The sequence below is a fragment of the Izhakiella capsodis genome (assembly GCF_900115045.1).
Taxonomy (GTDB): domain Bacteria; phylum Pseudomonadota; class Gammaproteobacteria; order Enterobacterales; family Enterobacteriaceae; genus Izhakiella; species Izhakiella capsodis.
The window spans coordinates 96,139-113,188 of sequence record NZ_FOVC01000009.1; the positions used below are offsets into that span (position 1 = coordinate 96,139).

The following is a 17,050-nucleotide window of genomic DNA, read 5'->3' on the forward strand; positions in this document are numbered from 1 at the left end:
CCTGCCCAGAAAATTAAATTTTATTGACTAACAGATCCGTGGCATCGGTTCATTATAGGGTAATTCGAGGCTGCGCCGTATGCCATAAAGTCCGGTGAGTCGAACGCCCGGGCGCTCTACAACCTCGCCAATTAATGCGGCATCCCGGCCAAGCGGATGCTGTTGTAATACGGTGATGAGTTGCTCAGCGGCATCACGCGCCGCCACAATAATTAATTTGCCTTCATTCGCAAAATTTAACGCATCCAGACCAAGCAGCTCGCAAATACCCCGTACAGACGGTTTTACCGGCAGCGCATTTTCATTAAGTTCAATACCATAGCCGCTGGCGGCAGTAAACTCATGGACAACAGCATTGACACCACCACGCGTGGCATCGCGCAACGCTTTAACGCCAGGCTGATAGCGCAACAACTGAATTAATGTCGTCAGTACGGCGCAGTCGCTGACTAACGCACCCTCCATTCCCAGATCTTCACGCAGATTGAGTAAGGTAGCGCCGTGATCGCCCAGTGTACCCGTGGTCAATATGACATCCCCTTGCTGAATCCGACGTAAACCCCAGTCAATATGTTGTGGAATAGCGCCAAGCCCCGAAGTATTGATGAATATTTTGTCCGCCGCACCGCGTGGAACCACTTTAGTATCACCGGTTACAATGCTGATACCTTCGGCGGAAGCGGTACGCGCCATGCTGGAGACAATACGCTCCAACAGCGATAATTCCAGCCCCTCTTCCAGAATAAAACCGCAGGAGAGCCAACGGGGGATCGCGCCGCTCACGGCAATATCATTGGCAGTGCCGCACACGGCCAACTTGCCAATGTCGCCACCGGGGAAGAACAGCGGATCGATAACATAACTGTCGGTGGAAAAGGCCAGACGGTCACCCTGCAGCGTCAGCTGGTCTAGCGGAATACGCGCCTGATCTTCCATCTCCAGTAACAGTGGGTTAGCGAACTCTCGCATAAATAAGTCGGCAATGAGCTGCTGCATCGCTGACCCGCCGCTCCCCTGGGCAAGGGTTATCTTTTTCATGATGGTTAACTCTCCTGCGAACGATACTGGTACCAGGCGCTACAGGCGCCCTCAGAGGACACCATCAGTGCGCCAAAGGCACTTTGTGGTGTGCAACGACGGCCGAACAAGGGGCATTGGACTGGTTTGCAGCGTCCAGTCAACACCTCACCGCATCGTGCTTGCGGATCGTCACAGACGCGCCCTGGCGCCAGACAAAAGTGTTGTTCGGCGTCAAACTGCTGATAAGCCGGACTGAGGCACACACCGGAATCACCAATAACGCCCAGCCCGCGCCATTCAGCGGCTCCCTCGATAGTAAACACCGCGTTCATCACCTTTAGCGCATCCGGATTGCCTGCATCGGCAACCACGCGACCATACTGATTTTCGACCCGGCTGATACCCGCTATCTTCTGCTCAATGAGCATCATGAGGCCTTGCAGTAGATCAACCGGTTCGAATCCAGCAACCACCAATGGTCGCCGGTAGTCCCGGGCAATAAAGGCGTAATCCTCTGTACCAATCACCATGCTGACGTGGCCGGGTGCCAGTAGCGCGTCGATGCTATTGTCAGGCTGGCTTAGCAGGCTTTTTAGCGCGGGAATGAGGGTAATGTGCTGACAAAAGAAGAAGAAATTATCGACCCGCTGGGCCTTTGCCCGCATCAGCGTGACGGCCATCGCTGGCATGGTCGTTTCGAAACCAATGCCAAGCAGCACCACCTGGCAATCGGGATGGTGCTGTGCCAGCTTCAGCGCATCCAGCGGTGAGTAAATAATACGGATATCTGCCCCACGCGCGCGGGCATCAAGCAGAGAGCCGGATGCGCCCGGAACCCGCATCGCGTCGCCAAAAGTGCAAAAAATAACTCCCGGTTTGCAGGCAATCTCAATACAGCTGTCTATGCGCCCCATCGGCAGTACGCATACCGGGCAGCCTGGCCCGTGGATGAACTCAATGTTTGCTGGCAGCAGCCGATCGAGTCCGAATTTGAAAATCGCATGCGTATGGCCACCACAAACCTCCATCACGCGCAGCGGCCGGCGTTCATCGTAAGTCAGCAACGCGCTGCGGCTATGCAGCCCGTCCACCAGCCGCATCACTTCGTTCACATCGCGGTACTCGTCAACGAAGCGCATCAGGCCGCTCCTCGCCGTACAGCAACGCGTCAACATCAGGCTCTACCTCCCGCATGCTGTTGAGGGCAGCAAGGGTATCCAGCGCCTGCTGCTCATCAATCACACTCATGGCAAATCCTACGTGAATCAACACCCACTGGCCGAGACGACTGCCACCGGATGCATCACGACAGCCAACCAGCGTCAGATCGACATCGCGCGTTACGCCACAGACTTCGGCTCTGGCACTGGTTTCGCAGATAATTTGACAGATCCTACCTGGAACGCCTATGCACATCGTTGCGCCTCCAGCCAGCTCAGCCAGTCAGCCATGCCTTCACCACTGATCGCGGAGAGCAAAATAATCTCAATCTCAGGGTTTACCTCGCGGGCATAGGCCAGACATTGATCTACGTCGAAACGTAAAAAGGGCAGCAGGTCAATTTTGTTCAGTATCATCAGCGAGGCCGCAGCGAACATATGCGGGTATTTCAAGGGTTTATCCTCACCTTCAGTGACTGACAGCAGCGCCACCTTATGGCGCTCGCCGAGATCGAATCCCGCCGGACACACCAGGTTGCCGACGTTTTCGATAAACATAATGCCGCCTTCGGCCAGTGGCAGGCGCTGCATGGCATCGGCGATCATCTGAGCGTCAAGATGACAGCCCTTGCCGGTATTAACCTGGATCGCTGGCGTGCCGGTGGCCCGAATGCGTCGGGCGTCATTTGCTGTCTGCTGATCGCCCTCAATGACTGCGCAAGGCACGCGATCCTGCAACCGCATCAGCGTTTCAGTCAGCAGCGTCGTTTTGCCTGACCCGGGGCTGGAAACCAGATTTAACGCCAGCTGCCCGGCAGCGGAAAAGCGCGCCCGATTACGCGCGGCCAGACGGTTATTTTTTTCCAGTACGTCCAGTTCAATTTCCACCATCTTTCTCTGGCTAAGCCCGGGTGCGTGCGTTCCCGCCTCACCCTGACCATAATCCAGACTTTTCTCCAGCGCTTTATTGCCGGTTAAGCGGTATCTCATGACGTGACTGAGACGCGGTGGACGAGTGACTCCGGGCGCAAAAGGCACGCCACCCTGCGTTGAATGACCCTGTTGATCATCGCCTTCGATATAGTGGTTGCCGTGAGCGCAACCGCAGGTGGTACACATAATCTACTCCTGTTCAATTTCCAGCCGCATGATATGCAGTCCGTCATCCGCGACGATGTTCAGATCATCACTGCCGCAGCGGGGGCAGCGTCTTACGCGCAAGGAGCAAAGCTGAACATAATCCTGACAGTTGCGACACCAGCATTCGCTCTGCTGTTCTTCAATATGCAGCGCGCAGCCCTCAGCAACGGTGTTACGGCAGACCAGTTCAAAGCAGAAAGTCAGCGCGCTCGTTTCCACGCAAGAGAAAGCGCCGACGCGCAGCCATACGCCCGTGACCCGCCGGGTTTTATGCCGCAACGCCTGTTGCTCAATCAGCTCCAGCGCCCGCTGGCAAAGGGTAATTTCATGCATCACGCGCCTCCGGGTTGTTATTAATCAGGAATATGCAAGAACAATGCCATCTGACAAAGCGGCGCGCTCAGAGGCGATTTTGCATTTTGGGACCAGCAGGCGGCAACGTCCGGCCACCAGCGTCAAAGATGACGATATGACATGTCATCATCACTCCCGGCAGCAATCTTTATCAAAAAATAAACATATAAATCAATAATATAAAAAATGGCATGGAATGTGCTTGAGGGGAGTGATTTCATTTACGGACAGCTAATGATGATACTCTCTGAACTCGGCGAAAAAGCGGCCCTCATTGCCAGACGCCGCCGCGAATTGAATATGCTCTGGCATCAATACAGCAACACCCTGGTTCAGGCCATTACCCAAACCAAGACGCCTCTCCATCTCAGCATTAACTGCAGCACCGATAACAGTGTGAGTTTCCGACTTTTTTCTCAATTTCTCATCGCCGTAAGACCCGATGCTAACTTCAACGATCACCGGTTGTACTACAGCCTTGAAACGCATGAAAACCCGTCTGTAACCCGGCTTGGCGAAGCCCGTTTGGGCGATGATGGCCTGCTCAACGGCGCAATTAATATTGGTCAAAAGGAGGCGGTTTTAGGCCATTTCCTGCATCAGGTCCGGCCGGTTTACGACCTGCTGTATCAGGCGGTTGAGCGTGGAGAACCGCTTCAAATTACCGCCTTTGAGCAGATGTTTCATCAATCTGGGTCCGCCTGAAAGTGTCGAAAGTGACACGTCAGGTAGAGTTTCGTCAAAAATGACCGCCACCCGAGGATAGCCGGTGAACCTTTTTGTCATTGCTGATTCCGCTCGTTGTATTGGCTGCCACACCTGCGAAGCGGCCTGCTCTGAGCAGCATCGCCAGCAGGGATTACAAACCCAGCCCCGTCTGAGCGTAACCTTAAACCATCAATATTCCGCGCCCCAGCTATGCCACCAGTGCGAAGACGCGCCCTGTGCGCAGGTTTGCCCGGTCAATGCCATTAACCGCAGTAACGGCGCGATCCAACTCAACGAAAGCCTGTGCGTCAGCTGCAAACTTTGCGGTATCGCCTGCCCTTTCGGGGCGATTACCTATTCCGGTAGCCAGCCGCAGGGCATAACACCCGGCTGTCATACACCGCTGGCCGCCGCTGCTCCCCCACCACCAGCCAGCATCAGTCCGTTCCTTGACTGGTCGCCTGGCGTGCGCGCGGTTGCGGTGAAATGTGATCTGTGCCACTTCGATGAGCAGGGGCCGGCCTGTGTGCGCACCTGTCCAACTGGCGCTCTTAAGCTGATTGATAATCAGGACGTTGAACGCGCCAGCCAGCGCAAACGCCAGCTTGCAGTGACTGCGTTTCCCGACGATCTATCGCTATTGACCGCGCTGAGCGGAGAGAAAAAATGAACGTCATAACATTAATAAACGGCGCATTGCTGCTGCTGGTTCTCAGCGGTCTGCTGGCCGGGGCGCTGGCAAGATTTAAAACGTTAAGCGGGCTGGTTGCCAGCCTGGGAGGCACGTTGGGCTGCCTGTTGCTGATCCTGGTAGCCGTCTGCTCTCTGGCCGGTAATGCGCCGTCACTGGTGCCGTTTCTGGGGGGCTGGCTGCTGCAATTATCCGCAATCAATGCCTTCTGGTTGCTCATCGTTGGGATACCGGGCCTCTTTGTCTGCCTGTTTAACCTCGACTGGCTACGTCATCACCAGACGCGCCCGGAAGGGTTACTGATAAATCTGCTGCTGGCAGCGGCGGCACTGGCAGTCACGGCGGCAAATCTGGCCTTTCTGGTTCTGATGGCGGAGGTGATGGCTTTATGTGCGCTGTTTCTCACCGGTTGCCAGCAGTCAGGAAAACTGTGGTTTGCCCTCGGACGATTGGGAAGTCTGTTGCTGGTACTCATGTGTATTTTACTCTGGCGAACCTATGGCACGCTGGATATGGTCAGCCTGCACCTGCTGATGGAAAACATGCCGATGGGCAGCGGCGTACGGTTGCTAGGCCTGCTGGGCTTCGGCCTGCTGGCCGGCATCATTCCCCTGCACGGCTGGGTGCCGCAGGCCCACGCCAATGCCTCTGCACCCGCCGCAGCACTGTTTTCGGCGGTGGTGATGAAAGTTGGCCTGTACGGCATTCTGAGTCTCTCTTTACTGGATACCGCCACGCCGCTCTGGTGGGCATTGACGATTATGCTGCTCGGCATGCTGACCGCCTTCATCGGCGGGCTTTACGCGCTGCTGGAGCATAACATTCATCGTCTGCTGGCTTACCACACCCTGGAGAACATCGGCATTATTCTGCTGGGGATGGGTGCCGGTCTGGCAGGCTACGCCCTGCATTCACCGCTGCTGGTCGCACTTGGCATGGTGGGCTGCCTGTTTCATCTGTTTAACCACGGCCTTTTCAAAACCACGCTGTATCTCGGTGCGGGTACGCTCTGGCTGAGTACCGGCCTGCTGGATATTGAAAAACTGGGTGGCATCGGCAAACGTATGCCACTTATCTCTCTGGCCATGTTGACGGGTCTGATGGCGATGGCCGCGCTGCCACCGCTCAACGGTTTTGCCAGTGAATGGATTATTTACCAGTCCTTCTTCCATCTTGGCGAGCAACCGCTGATGATTGCTCGCCTGCTTGGCCCGCTGCTGGCGACCGGCCTGGCGATCACCGGCGCACTGGCAGTAATGTGCATGGCCAAGGTTTACGGCGTGACCTTTCTCGGTGCGCCGCGTTCGCCAGCGGCACAGCAGGCCCGCCCGACGTCGCCGTTGGCTTCCGCTGTAGTGGTGATCCTGGCACTGTGCTGCACTCTTTGTGGTATCAGCGCCCCCTGGCTGCTGCCCTACTTTGCGCCGCTGGTTACCCTCCCACCTGTAATCAACCATACCTTCGTTTTTCAGCCGGTGATTGCCCTGGTGCTGATAAGCGCCTTGCTGCTGCCGTTCATTTGTATGCTGCTGTTAAAAGGCGGGCGCTTACCGCTGCGTCAGCGCGGGAGCGCCTGGGCGTGCGGCTATCAACATGAACCGACGATGGTGATCACGGCGCATGGTTTCGCCCGACCGGTGAAAGCGGCGTTCGCGCCGCTGATAAACCTACGCCAACAGCTTAACCCGGTGCGCTGGCTGCCCTGCTGGCAGGCAGAAGCGCTGCCGGATCTTTTTCGCCGCCTTGCTACGATTGAGCTGGCCGTGCTGCTGGTTGTTCTGATTACACGGAGTCTCTGATATGAACTGGCTGATTTTTCCCGCGTTACAGGGACTGGGGATGTTTCTGCTGGCACCGCTGTTTTCCGGTATCAGCCGCGTGGCGCGTGCGCGTCTGCATAATCGCCGCGGTCCGGGCGTCCTGCAGGATTATCGCGATCTGATCAAGCTGCTGGGTCGTCAGAGCGTCGCACCCGCAGCGTCCGGCTGGGTGTTCCGCCTGATGCCGCTGATATTCGTCGCCGTCATGCTGACGATCGCCGCTTCGCTACCGCTGGTCAGCATCGCCACACCGCTGCCAGCCTGCGGCGATCTCATCACCCTGATTTACCTGTTTGCCATTGCCCGCTTTTTTTTCGTCATCGGTGGCCTGGATAGCGGCAGCCCATTTACCGGCGTCGGCGCAAGTCGTGAAGCTATGCTTGGGGTGCTGGTGGAGCCGGTTTTGCTGCTCAGCCTGTGGGTGGTCGCCCAGCTGGCCGGTTCCACCTTCATCACTCAGATCGCTCTGCACGTCTGGTACTGGCCGCCCGCGCAAAGCCTGACGCTGCTGCTGGCGCTCTGTGCCTGCGCTTTCGCCAGCTTTGTCGAAATGGGCAAACTGCCGTTCGACCTTGCTGAAGCGGAGCAGGAGCTGCAGGAAGGGCCGCTGTCAGAATACAGTGGTGCTGGCTTTGCCATCATGAAATGGGGCATCAGCCTCAAACAGATAACGGTACTGCAACTGTTTCTCGGCGTGTTTTTCCCCTGGGGCGAAATGACGGTTTTCTCTGCGGCGGGGTTTGGGCTGGCGCTGATCCTCGCACTGGCCAAGCTGCTGGTCGGGGTGCTGCTGATAGCCCTGGTTGAGAACAGCATGGCACGACTGCGCTTTACCGCTGTTTCCCGCATCACCTGGGCCGGTTTCGGCCTGGCCTTTTTAGCCTTCGTCTCCTTGCTGGCGGCGTGATTTAGAGAACCCATTCATGTCTGAAGAAAAAAAAGGACAACACTATCTTGCGGCACTTCACCAGGCGTTGCCCGGTACGGTGCTGGAGCACGCCTGGCAAACCGATGACCAGCTGACCATCACGGTAAAAACCGACGCGCTGCCAGAGGTGGTTGAATACCTTTACTACCAGCAGGGCGGCTGGCTGTCGGTGCTGTTTGGTAACGACGAACGCAAACTTTGCGGCCGCTATGCCGTCTACTACGTGTTGTCGATGGAAAAGGGCACGCGCTGCTGGATCACCGTGCGGGCTGAAGTGGCCCCCGACAACCCGGAATATCCTTCCGTCACACCGCGCGTACCGGCTGCGGTATGGGGTGAGCGTGAGGTGCGCGATATGTACGGCCTTATTCCGGTCGGGTTACCGGATGAACGCCGCCTGGTGCTGCCGGACGACTGGCCAGACGGCCTCTACCCGCTGCGTAAAGACAGCATGGATTATCGCCAACGCCCGGCGCCGACCACCGACGCTGAAACCTATGAATTTATTAATGAGCTGGGTAGTGAAAAAAATAACGTGCTGCCCATCGGACCGCTGCACGTTACCTCAGACGAACCGGGCCATTTCCGCTTATTCGTTGACGGTGAAAATATTATCGATGCCGACTATCGCCTGTTTTACGTGCATCGGGGTATGGAAAAGCTGGCAGAAACCCGGATGGGTTATCACGAAGTGACTTTTCTGTCGGATCGGGTGTGTGGCATCTGCGGCTTCGCGCACAGCACGGCCTATGCCACCTCGGTCGAAAATGCTATGGGCATTAACGTCCCGCCGCGCGCCCATGCCATCCGCTCCATTTTGCTGGAGGTCGAACGCCTGCACTCCCACCTACTTAACCTGGGGCTGGCGTGTCATTTTATCGGCTTTGACTCGGGTTTTATGCAGTTTTTCCGCGTGCGTGAAACCTCAATGAAGATGGCCGAAATCCTGACCGGCGCGCGTAAAACCTACGGGCTTAATCTCATCGGTGGAATCCGGCGCGATATGCTGAAAGAGGATATGATTGCCACCCGCCTGCTGGCACAGCAAATGCGCCTTGAGGTCCAGTCACTGGTGGATATTCTGCTCAGCACGCCCAATCTTGAGCAGCGCACCGTGGGTATCGGTCGCCTTGACCCCCAGATCGCCCGCGATTTCAGTAACGTCGGCCCCATGGTTCGCGCCAGCGGCCACACACGCGATGCCCGTGCCGATCATCCCTTTGCCGGTTATGGCTTGCTACCAATGGAAGTCCACAGCGAGCAAGGCTGTGACGTTATCTCGCGCCTTAAGGTCCGGATCAATGAGGTATTTACCGCCCTTAACATGATTGATTTCGGTCTCGATAATTTGCCGGGAGGCCCCTTGCTGGTGGAGGGCTTCACCTACATTCCAAACCGCTTTGCGCTGGGCTTTACCGAAGCACCGCGCGGCGATGATATTCACTGGAGCATGACCGGCGATAACCAAAAGCTGTGGCGCTGGCGCTGTCGGGCTGCAACCTATGCTAACTGGCCAACCTTACGTTACATGCTACGCGGCAACACGGTCTCGGATGCGCCGATTATCATCGGTAGCCTCGATCCCTGCTACTCCTGTACCGATCGCATGACAGTCATCGACGTGCGGAAAAAGAAAAGCCGGGTCGTGCCGTACAAAGAGATCGAGCGCTACAGCATCGAAGGCAAAAATTCGCCGCTGAAATAATCGTTACCGCCGTTGCCCGCCACAACAGGCCGGGCAACGGCGGCCGCTAACCGGAGCTGGTATGTTTAATTTTCTAAAAAAATCGCTCAAAACCGGCGTTGTTACCGAGCAGTATCCGCTGGCGCCGCTGGCAGTCGATAAAAACCTGCGCGGCAAGCCGCAGCATAATTCGCAGCAGTGTATCGGCTGCGCCGCCTGCGTTAACGCCTGCCCGTCTAATGCCTTAACGGTAGAAACCGATACCGCCAATAACCAGCTGCTATGGCAGCTTAATCTCGGTCGCTGCATTTTCTGTGGTCGCTGTGAAGAGGTTTGCCCGACGACGGCAATACGCCTGTCGACAGAGTTCGAACTGGCAGTATGGCAAAAAGCCGATCTTTTGCAGCAGGCGCGCTTTTCCCTGTGTCAGTGCCGGGTGTGCCATAAGCCCTGGGCGGTGCAAAAGGAGATCGATTACGTGATTGCGCTACTGCAGCAAAACGGCGACGAACATGCCGAGGCACGGCGTGAAAGTGTTGAAACCTGCCCGGCATGTAAGCGCCAGCAGGGCTTGCTGCCCGCAACGCAGGATGCCCTCAGTCGGACCATGCAGGAGACCAGCTGATGTCTGATTTTTTTACACCGCGTGACCCACAGGGAATGCCGCAGCCGGTGACACTGGATGAGTCCATCGCCAGGCTAAAAACCTCACTGCTGAAAAATATCAAGCGCTCAGCCTACGTTTACCGCGTCGACTGTGGCGGCTGTAACGGGTGCGAAATCGAAATATTCGCCGCGCTGACCCCCATTTTCGATGCCGAACGCTTTGGCATTAAGGTGGTGCCGTCTCCGCGCCATGCCGATATTCTGCTGTTTACCGGCGCGGTAACCCGCTCGATGCGTGTACCGGCGCTGCGCGCCTGGGAGTCGGCCCCCGACCCGAAAATTTGTATTTCTTACGGTGCCTGCGGCAACTCCGGGGGTATTTTTCACGATCTCTACTGCGTCTGGGGCGGCACCGATAAAATTGTGCCGGTGGATGTCTATATCCCCGGTTGTCCACCGACGCCAGCAGCAACGCTGTACGGCTTTGCGATGGCGCTGGGCCTGCTGGAACAAAAAATTCATGCCCGGCAGCCTGGTGAGCAGGACAGTCAGCCGGCGGAATTGCTGCATGCGGGAATGGTACAGCCGCTGCGGGTGCGCATTGACCGCGCCGCACGCCGCCTGGCAGGCTATCGCTACGGGCGACAGATTGCCGACAGTTTCATGGAGCATCTTTCACAGGGCGAAGAGGCGATAACCCGCTGGCTGGCAAGCGAAAATGATCCACGTCTGACGGAGATTGTCGATCAGCTTAATCTGCTGGTCATGCAGGAGCGCAGACCATGACAGGGCAAGTGGTATTCAGCCAGCTGAGGCGCAAGTTTATCGATGAAAGTCAGCAGACCTCAGCACAGGCACAGCAGGTTATCTACTACGGGCTGGCCATCGGTCATCACCTCGGCGTTATTGACTGCCTGAGCGCCGCGCTGACTTGCCCTCTACAGGATTATCAGGAGTGGATTGCCACGCTTGAGGAGAACGGCGAAGCACAGCGTAAGATGGCGGGCGTAACGCGCTATGGTGAGATCGTGATCGATAGCCAGCACATCACGATGCTCGCGAGCGCCTTTAACGCCGCGCTGCCGCAGCAATCGTCGCCGCAACAGGGCTGGAGTCGCAGCCTGTTGGAGATGCTGCACAACATCCATCGCGAACCGGCCATCTATCTGTTGGTAAGGCGGCAAGATGACTGACGTTTTGCTTTGCGTGGGTAACAGCATGATGGGGGATGACGGCGCCGGACCGCTTCTGGCCGATATGTGCCGTCAGGCTGCGCGCGGCGACTGGGTGGTGATTGACGGCGGTAGCGCGCCTGAAAATGATATCGTCGCCATACGCGAGTTGCAGCCTGAGCGATTACTGATCGTCGATGCGACCGATATGGGATTGAATCCCGGTGATATACGGCTTATCGATCCGCAAGATATTGCCGAACAGTATCTGATGACCACCCACAATATGCCGCTTAACTATCTGATAGATCAGCTTTGTGAAGATGTGAGCGACGTGCTGTTCCTGGGTATCCAGCCGGATATTGTGGGATTTTGCTACCCGATGACGGCCGCGATTAAACACGCTGTCGAAACCGTCTATCTCAGCCTCGATGACCGGGATGCACCCGGCCGGTTCCCCGCCCTGTGATCCCGCCCAGTACAGCCTGAAATTATCCGATTGAACCTCACGCCGCAGCATCGACATCTGACATCGACATTAGTGTCGATGTCAACATCGAACAGCCCTGAAGAACAATAATTAATATATAAAACAATAGGATAAAAACTGGCACGATTTATGAATGATCCCTCTGTCGCTACAGCCGGAGAAGTCAATGAACCGTTTCATTATTGCCGATGCCAGCAAATGCATCGGGTGCCGTACCTGTGAAGTTGCCTGCGTCGTATCCCACCAGCAGGTTGAAGATTGCGCATCCCTGACGCCGCAAAATTTTCTGCCGCGGATCCATGTGGTTAAAGGCGTTAACGTTTCGATCGCGACGACCTGCCGCCAGTGCGAAGACGCCCCGTGCGCTAACGTCTGCCCTAACGGCGCGATTACACGTCACCGCGATCATATCTCGGTTGAACAGCAGCGCTGCATTGGCTGCAAAACCTGCGTGGTTGCCTGCCCTTATGGTGCGATGGAAGTGGTGCTACGCCCGGTAGTGCGTAATGCCGGTTCCGGGCTGAATGTGCTCACAGATAAAGCGGAAGCCAATAAGTGCGACCTTTGTCAGGATCAGGCGGACGGCCCTGCCTGTATCCGGGTCTGCCCGACCAACGCCATTGCCTGCGTTGACCGCGAAAAGCTGGAACAGCTCAGTCAGGAAAGACGCCGACGCGCGGCGCTGGACGGCGCTTCAATGCTGGCATTCTGACCAGTCCACGCCCCTTTACTTGTTAATAACGGATTTGTCTGATGAAAAAGATCACCAGTGTTTGTCCCTACTGCGGCGCAGGCTGCAAATTAAAGCTTGTTGTCGAAAACAACAAAATCATTCGGGCGGAGGCGGCTGATGGCATCACCAATCAGAACCAGCTATGCCTGAAAGGCTATTACGGCTGGGATTTTCTGAACGATACAAAACTGCTGACACCGCGCCTGACCCAGCCGATGATCCGCTACCAGAAGGGCGGGAAGTTTCAGCCCGTCAGCTGGGATGAAGCGATTAGCTACACCGCGCAACGACTGAGCGACATTAAGCAAAAGTATGGCCCGCGCGCCATCATGACCACCGGGTCATCACGCGGCACCGGCAATGAAACCAATTATGTCATGCAGAAGTTCGCCCGCGCCGTGCTGAATACCAATAATGTCGACTGCTGCGCCCGCGTTTGCCACGGTCCAAGCGTGGCCGGTTTGCAGGTTACACTCGGTAGCGGCGCGATGAGCAATTCAATTAACGATATCGAAAACTCAAAGTGTTTACTGATCATTGGCTATAACTGTGCCGATTCGCATCCAATCGTCGCACGGCGCGTAATCAAAGCAAAAGAAAATGGTGCGCGAATTATCGTCTGCGATCCCCGCCGCATCGAAACCGCCCGCATTGCCGATCAACACCTGCAAATCCATAACGGCTGCAATATGGCACTGGTCAACGCCTTTATCCACGTGCTGCTGGAAGAAGATCTCTACGATAAAGATTACGTCGCACGCCACACCGAAGGTTTTGAAGAAATGCGCGAGACGGTGAAAGACTATGCGCCAGAGAAAGTCGAGCTGATCGTCGGCGTCAGCGCCCGGCAGATTCGCCAGGCCATGCGCACTTACGCCGCTGCACCGTCCGCCACCATTATGTGGGGGATGGGTGTCACGCAATTTGGCCAGGCGGTGGACGTGGTCAAGGGCCTTTCGAGCCTGGCGTTACTGACTGGCAACCTGGGGCGTGAACACGTAGGCGTCGGCCCGGTTCGTGGACAAAATAACGTGCAGGGTGCCTGCGATATGGGCGTTATCCCTAATCAGTTTCCCGGCTATCAGAACGTCGTCGATGCGCAAATCCGCGAAAAATTCGCCCGCGCCTGGGGCATTGATCCGGCGTCGATGGATGACCAGCCCGGCGTGCGTATTACTGAGGTGCCACATCTGGCGCTGGAAGGTAAAATCAAAGCCTATTACATCATGGGCGAAGATCCGCTACAGACCGAGGCGGATCTTGGCCTGGTACGCGAAGGCTTTGACGCACTCGATTTTGTCGTCGTGCAGGACATTTTTATGACCAAAACCGCCGAGGCCGCAGACGTGTTGCTGCCAGCGACCTCATGGGGTGAGCACGGCGGTGTATTCACCTGCGCCGATCGTGGCTTTCAGCGTTTCGAGAAGGCCATCGAACCGCAATATAACGTTAAGCGTGACTGGGAAATTATCAGCCTGATCGCCAGCGCGATGGGCTATCCCATGCAGTATGAAAATAACCAGCAAATCTGGGACGAGATGCGCGAACTCTGCCCGCAGTTCTACGGCGCCACCTACGAAAAAATGGGGGAGATGGGGCACGTTCAATGGCCGTGTCCGACCATTGAGCATCCGGGTACGCCTTACCTCTATCAGGATAATCAGTTCGATACCCCCAGCGGTAAAGGCCAGCTGTTTGCCGCTGCCTGGCGTAAACCTGCCGAGCTGCCGGATGATGAATATCCGTTGGTGCTCTGTACGGTTCGCGAAGTGGGCCATTACTCCTGCCGCTCAATGACCGGCAACTGCGCTGCACTGCAATCGCTGGCCGATGAGCCAGGTTTTGTGCAAATTAATCCGCAGGACGCCGCTAAGGCCGGTATCACGGATCGTCAGCTGGTATGGGTCAGCTCGCGGCGCGGCAAGGTGATTAGCCGCGCTGATGTCAGCGAGCGTATTAACCTGGGCGCGGTGTATATGACTTACCAATGGTGGATCGGCGCTTGCAACGAGTTAACGCAGGATAATCTCGATCCGATCTCGAAAACGCCAGAGACCAAGTATTGCGCCGTCAATATCAGTCAAATTGAGGATCAACAATGGGCTGAAAACTATGCGCAGACCACTTACAGCGCGATGAAATCACGTCTGCGCGAAGCGGTTTCATCCTGATCACAAGAGTAAATCTTCAGCCGTACCGGCGTGTCTGCCGACCAGCGCTATCCGGCAAGTGGAAGCGTTGGCCGGTCTTCAGAGCCACTCTTTTTTCTCTGCGTTTGTCGTGCGATTACGCATCGTTTTGTCAATATGACCCAATGTAACGGCACAATATTACAGGTTCGCGGCAACGTTCAGGGCGTAGGCTTTCGTCCCTGGGTGTGGCGGCTGGCACAGGAGCTGGCATTGACAGGCGACGTCAGCAACGATGGCGCGGGCGTCACCATACGCCTTGCCGGCGACGCCCGCGCATTTATTCACCGCCTCCGTCGGGAATGCCCGCCGCTGGCGCGTATCGATGACGTCACCATCACGGCCTGGCACTGGTCACGGCGACCCGCGGATTTCACTATCCGAGCCAGCACCGCAGGCTCAATCTGTACCGGGGTGGTGCCTGACGCCGCCACTTGCCCGGCCTGTCTGCATGAGATGCAGGACCCGGCACAGCGCCGTTACCGTTATCCTTTCATTAATTGTACCCATTGCGGCCCGCGCTTTAGCATTATTCGGGCGATGCCCTACGATCGCGCGGTGACCAGCATGGCTGATTTTACCCTTTGTCCGGCCTGTGCGGCAGAATATCACTCGCCCGACGATCGCCGCTTTCACGCTCAACCGCTGGCCTGCCCTGAATGCGGGCCTCAGCTGAGCTGGCAGGCGCCGGGACAGCCTTCACAAGAAAAAGAAGCGGCGTTACAGGCCGCGATCGCCATGCTTAAAAGCGGCAAGATCGTTGCCATCAAAGGTCTGGGGGGGTTTCACCTCGCCTGCGATGCGCAAAATGAGGCCGCCGTACAACGCTTACGCTTGCGTAAGCAGCGGCCGGATAAGCCACTGGCCGTGATGTTACCCCCTGCCATCGCTGACCAGTTATCCGCACCGGTGAAGGCGCGGCTCAATGAGGCAGCGGCACCGATCGTGGTGGTCAATAAGCGCGACTTACCGCTGTGTGCTGCCATCGCGCCAGGGCTGAATGATGCAGGCATTATGCTGGCGGCTAATCCATTACAACACCTGTTGATGGCGGGCGTTGCGGGGCCGCTGGTGATGACATCCGGTAATCGTAACGGCCTGCCCCCTGCGCTGAACAATGCTCAGGCGCTCAAGGATCTTGCCGGTATTGCCGACGGCTGGCTGCTACATAATCGTGACATCATCCAGCGGCTGGACGACTCCGTTGTCTATGCCAGCGGCGAGACCCTGCGTCGCGCCAGAGGGCTGGCACCGGACGCGCTGGCGTTGCCGCCCGGATTTAAACCCGTCCCGCCGCTGCTCTGCCTCGGGGCCGATACCAATAACACGATCTGCCTGACGCATGGCGACCAGGCCGTTCTCAGCCAGCACTTGGGCACTCTCGATAGCGAACCCGTACAGCGTCAATGGCATCAGACGCTGACCAGCCTGCAACACGTCTGGCAGTTGCGACCCCAGCTGATCGTCACCGATGCTCACCCTGGCTATTACGCCACCCGGCAGGAATTACACCCTGACATCCCCAGGAAGAAAGTGCTCCACCACCATGCCCATGCCGCTGCCTGCCTGGCAGAACACCGCTGGCCACTCGGCGGCGGCGAAGTGATCGCCCTGGTGCTGGATGGCATCGGCTGGGGAGCGGATGGCGCACTGTGGGGGGGCGAATGCCTGCGCGTTGACTATCAGCACTGCGCGCGCCTTGGCGGCCTGCCGCCCGTCGCGCTGCCCGGCGGCGATTTGGCGGCCCGTGAGCCGTGGCGTAACCTGCTGGCGCAATGGCAGACCTTCGTCCCTGACTGGCAGAAGCACCCGCAGGCTGAAAAGCTGGAGGTATTTCCCTGGCGACCGATGGCCCGCGCCATTGCGCGCGGAGTTAATTGCCCCGTGGCGTCTTCCGCGGGAAGATTATTTGACGCCGTCGCCGCTGACATCGGCTGTACCCCGTTACGGCAAAGCTATCAGGGACAGGCTGCCTGTCGTCTCGAAGCGCTGGCATTACGCGCCGGGTCGCTTGATCATCCACTCACGCTACCCTTTATTGACGGCACCCTGGACATGGCGACGTTCTGGCACCAGTGGCTTAACTGGCAGGCACCTGTCGCAGCGCGCGCCTGGGCATTTCACGATGCGCTGGCGCACGGCCTGGCGCAGATGGCGTCTTATTACGCCCGCCGCGACAACATCGCCACCATCGCCTGCGCGGGTGGCGTGCTGAACAATCGTCTGCTGCGTGAGCGTCTGCGTGTGTGGCTGGCAGATTATCACTTACTCCTGCCGCACGCCCTGCCCGCCGGTGATGGTGCCATTGCTTATGGTCAGGCGGTCATTGCCGCCGCCACGTTTTGTTAATCAAGG

Annotated in this window: 17 protein-coding genes; 12 read left to right on the forward strand and 5 right to left on the reverse strand. The window is 57.2% G+C overall.

Annotated features, from left to right (window positions below):
• Positions 1-27: 27 nt before the first annotated feature.
• From hypE to hypA, 5 genes are read right to left on the reverse strand one after another with little or no spacing between them, the layout of a single operon-like run.
• A complete protein-coding gene (hypE, locus tag BM191_RS12775; RefSeq protein WP_092878771.1) occupies positions 28-1,038 on the reverse strand; it encodes a hydrogenase expression/formation protein HypE in 1,011 nt (336 codons plus the stop codon).
• A 5-nt stretch (positions 1,039-1,043) separates the two neighbouring features.
• Positions 1,044-2,159: a hydrogenase formation protein HypD gene (hypD, locus tag BM191_RS12780; RefSeq protein ID WP_092878773.1), complete on the reverse strand. Its 1,116-nt coding sequence runs from the start codon at positions 2,157-2,159 to the stop codon at positions 1,044-1,046.
• Positions 2,146-2,436, reverse strand: coding sequence for a HypC/HybG/HupF family hydrogenase formation chaperone (locus BM191_RS12785; RefSeq protein ID WP_092878775.1), 291 nt, complete (start codon positions 2,434-2,436; stop codon positions 2,146-2,148). The genes hypD and BM191_RS12785 overlap by 14 nt, the downstream gene beginning before the upstream one ends.
• Positions 2,427-3,299 carry a hydrogenase nickel incorporation protein HypB gene (gene hypB / locus BM191_RS12790; RefSeq protein ID WP_092878777.1) on the reverse strand — a complete coding sequence of 291 codons (873 nt, stop codon included), beginning with the start codon at positions 3,297-3,299 and terminating at the stop codon, positions 2,427-2,429. The genes BM191_RS12785 and hypB overlap by 10 nt, the downstream gene beginning before the upstream one ends.
• 3 nt (positions 3,300-3,302) lie before the next feature.
• Positions 3,303-3,653 carry a hydrogenase maturation nickel metallochaperone HypA gene (hypA, locus tag BM191_RS12795; RefSeq protein WP_092878779.1) on the reverse strand — a complete coding sequence of 117 codons (351 nt, stop codon included), beginning with the start codon at positions 3,651-3,653 and terminating at the stop codon, positions 3,303-3,305.
• Between the two features lie 255 nt (positions 3,654-3,908).
• Here hypA and BM191_RS12800 point away from each other — a divergent pair, with 255 nt between their 5' ends.
• The 12 genes from BM191_RS12800 (at position 3,909) to hypF (ending at position 17,044) form a co-directional block, all read left to right on the forward strand.
• Positions 3,909-4,379, forward strand: a complete 471-nt coding sequence (locus BM191_RS12800) for a hypothetical protein (protein ID WP_177203338.1) — start codon at positions 3,909-3,911, stop codon at positions 4,377-4,379.
• 64 nt (positions 4,380-4,443) lie between these two features.
• Positions 4,444-5,052, forward strand: a complete 609-nt coding sequence (locus BM191_RS12805) for a 4Fe-4S dicluster domain-containing protein (protein WP_092878783.1) — start codon at positions 4,444-4,446, stop codon at positions 5,050-5,052.
• On the forward strand, positions 5,049-6,872 hold the full coding sequence (hycC, locus tag BM191_RS12810) for a formate hydrogenlyase subunit 3 (RefSeq protein ID WP_092878785.1): 1,824 nt from the start codon (positions 5,049-5,051) through the stop codon (positions 6,870-6,872). Before BM191_RS12805 ends, hycC begins: the two co-directional genes overlap by 4 nt.
• A gap of 1 nt (position 6,873) precedes the next feature.
• Positions 6,874-7,800, forward strand: a complete 927-nt coding sequence (locus BM191_RS12815; protein ID WP_092878787.1) for a respiratory chain complex I subunit 1 family protein — start codon at positions 6,874-6,876, stop codon at positions 7,798-7,800.
• Positions 7,801-7,816: 16 nt separating this feature from the next.
• Positions 7,817-9,526 carry a hydrogenase large subunit gene (locus BM191_RS12820; RefSeq protein WP_092878789.1) on the forward strand — a complete coding sequence of 570 codons (1,710 nt, stop codon included), beginning with the start codon at positions 7,817-7,819 and terminating at the stop codon, positions 9,524-9,526.
• 61 nt (positions 9,527-9,587) lie between these two features.
• Positions 9,588-10,130, forward strand: coding sequence for a formate hydrogenlyase complex iron-sulfur subunit (locus BM191_RS12825; RefSeq protein WP_092878791.1), 543 nt, complete (start codon positions 9,588-9,590; stop codon positions 10,128-10,130).
• Complete coding sequence (locus BM191_RS12830; RefSeq protein ID WP_092878793.1) at positions 10,130-10,897, forward strand: NADH-quinone oxidoreductase subunit B family protein; 768 nt, start codon at positions 10,130-10,132, stop codon at positions 10,895-10,897. Before BM191_RS12825 ends, BM191_RS12830 begins: the two co-directional genes overlap by 1 nt.
• The gene (locus BM191_RS12835) at positions 10,894-11,304 is read left to right on the forward strand and encodes a formate hydrogenlyase maturation HycH family protein (RefSeq protein ID WP_092878795.1); all 411 of its coding nucleotides are present in this window, start codon (positions 10,894-10,896) and stop codon (positions 11,302-11,304) included. The genes BM191_RS12830 and BM191_RS12835 overlap by 4 nt, the downstream gene beginning before the upstream one ends.
• Entirely contained in the window at positions 11,297-11,752 is a 456-nt protein-coding gene (gene hycI / locus BM191_RS12840; protein WP_092878797.1) for a hydrogenase maturation peptidase HycI, read from the forward strand. Before BM191_RS12835 ends, hycI begins: the two co-directional genes overlap by 8 nt.
• 187 nt (positions 11,753-11,939) lie before the next feature.
• On the forward strand, positions 11,940-12,485 hold the full coding sequence (hydN, locus tag BM191_RS12845; RefSeq protein ID WP_092878799.1) for an electron transport protein HydN: 546 nt from the start codon (positions 11,940-11,942) through the stop codon (positions 12,483-12,485).
• Between the two features lie 41 nt (positions 12,486-12,526).
• The gene (fdhF, locus tag BM191_RS12850; protein WP_092878801.1) at positions 12,527-14,677 is read left to right on the forward strand and encodes a formate dehydrogenase subunit alpha; all 2,151 of its coding nucleotides are present in this window, start codon (positions 12,527-12,529) and stop codon (positions 14,675-14,677) included.
• A gap of 135 nt (positions 14,678-14,812) precedes the next feature.
• The gene (gene hypF, locus BM191_RS12855; protein ID WP_092878842.1) at positions 14,813-17,044 is read left to right on the forward strand and encodes a carbamoyltransferase HypF; all 2,232 of its coding nucleotides are present in this window, start codon (positions 14,813-14,815) and stop codon (positions 17,042-17,044) included.
• Positions 17,045-17,050 lie beyond the last annotated feature (6 nt).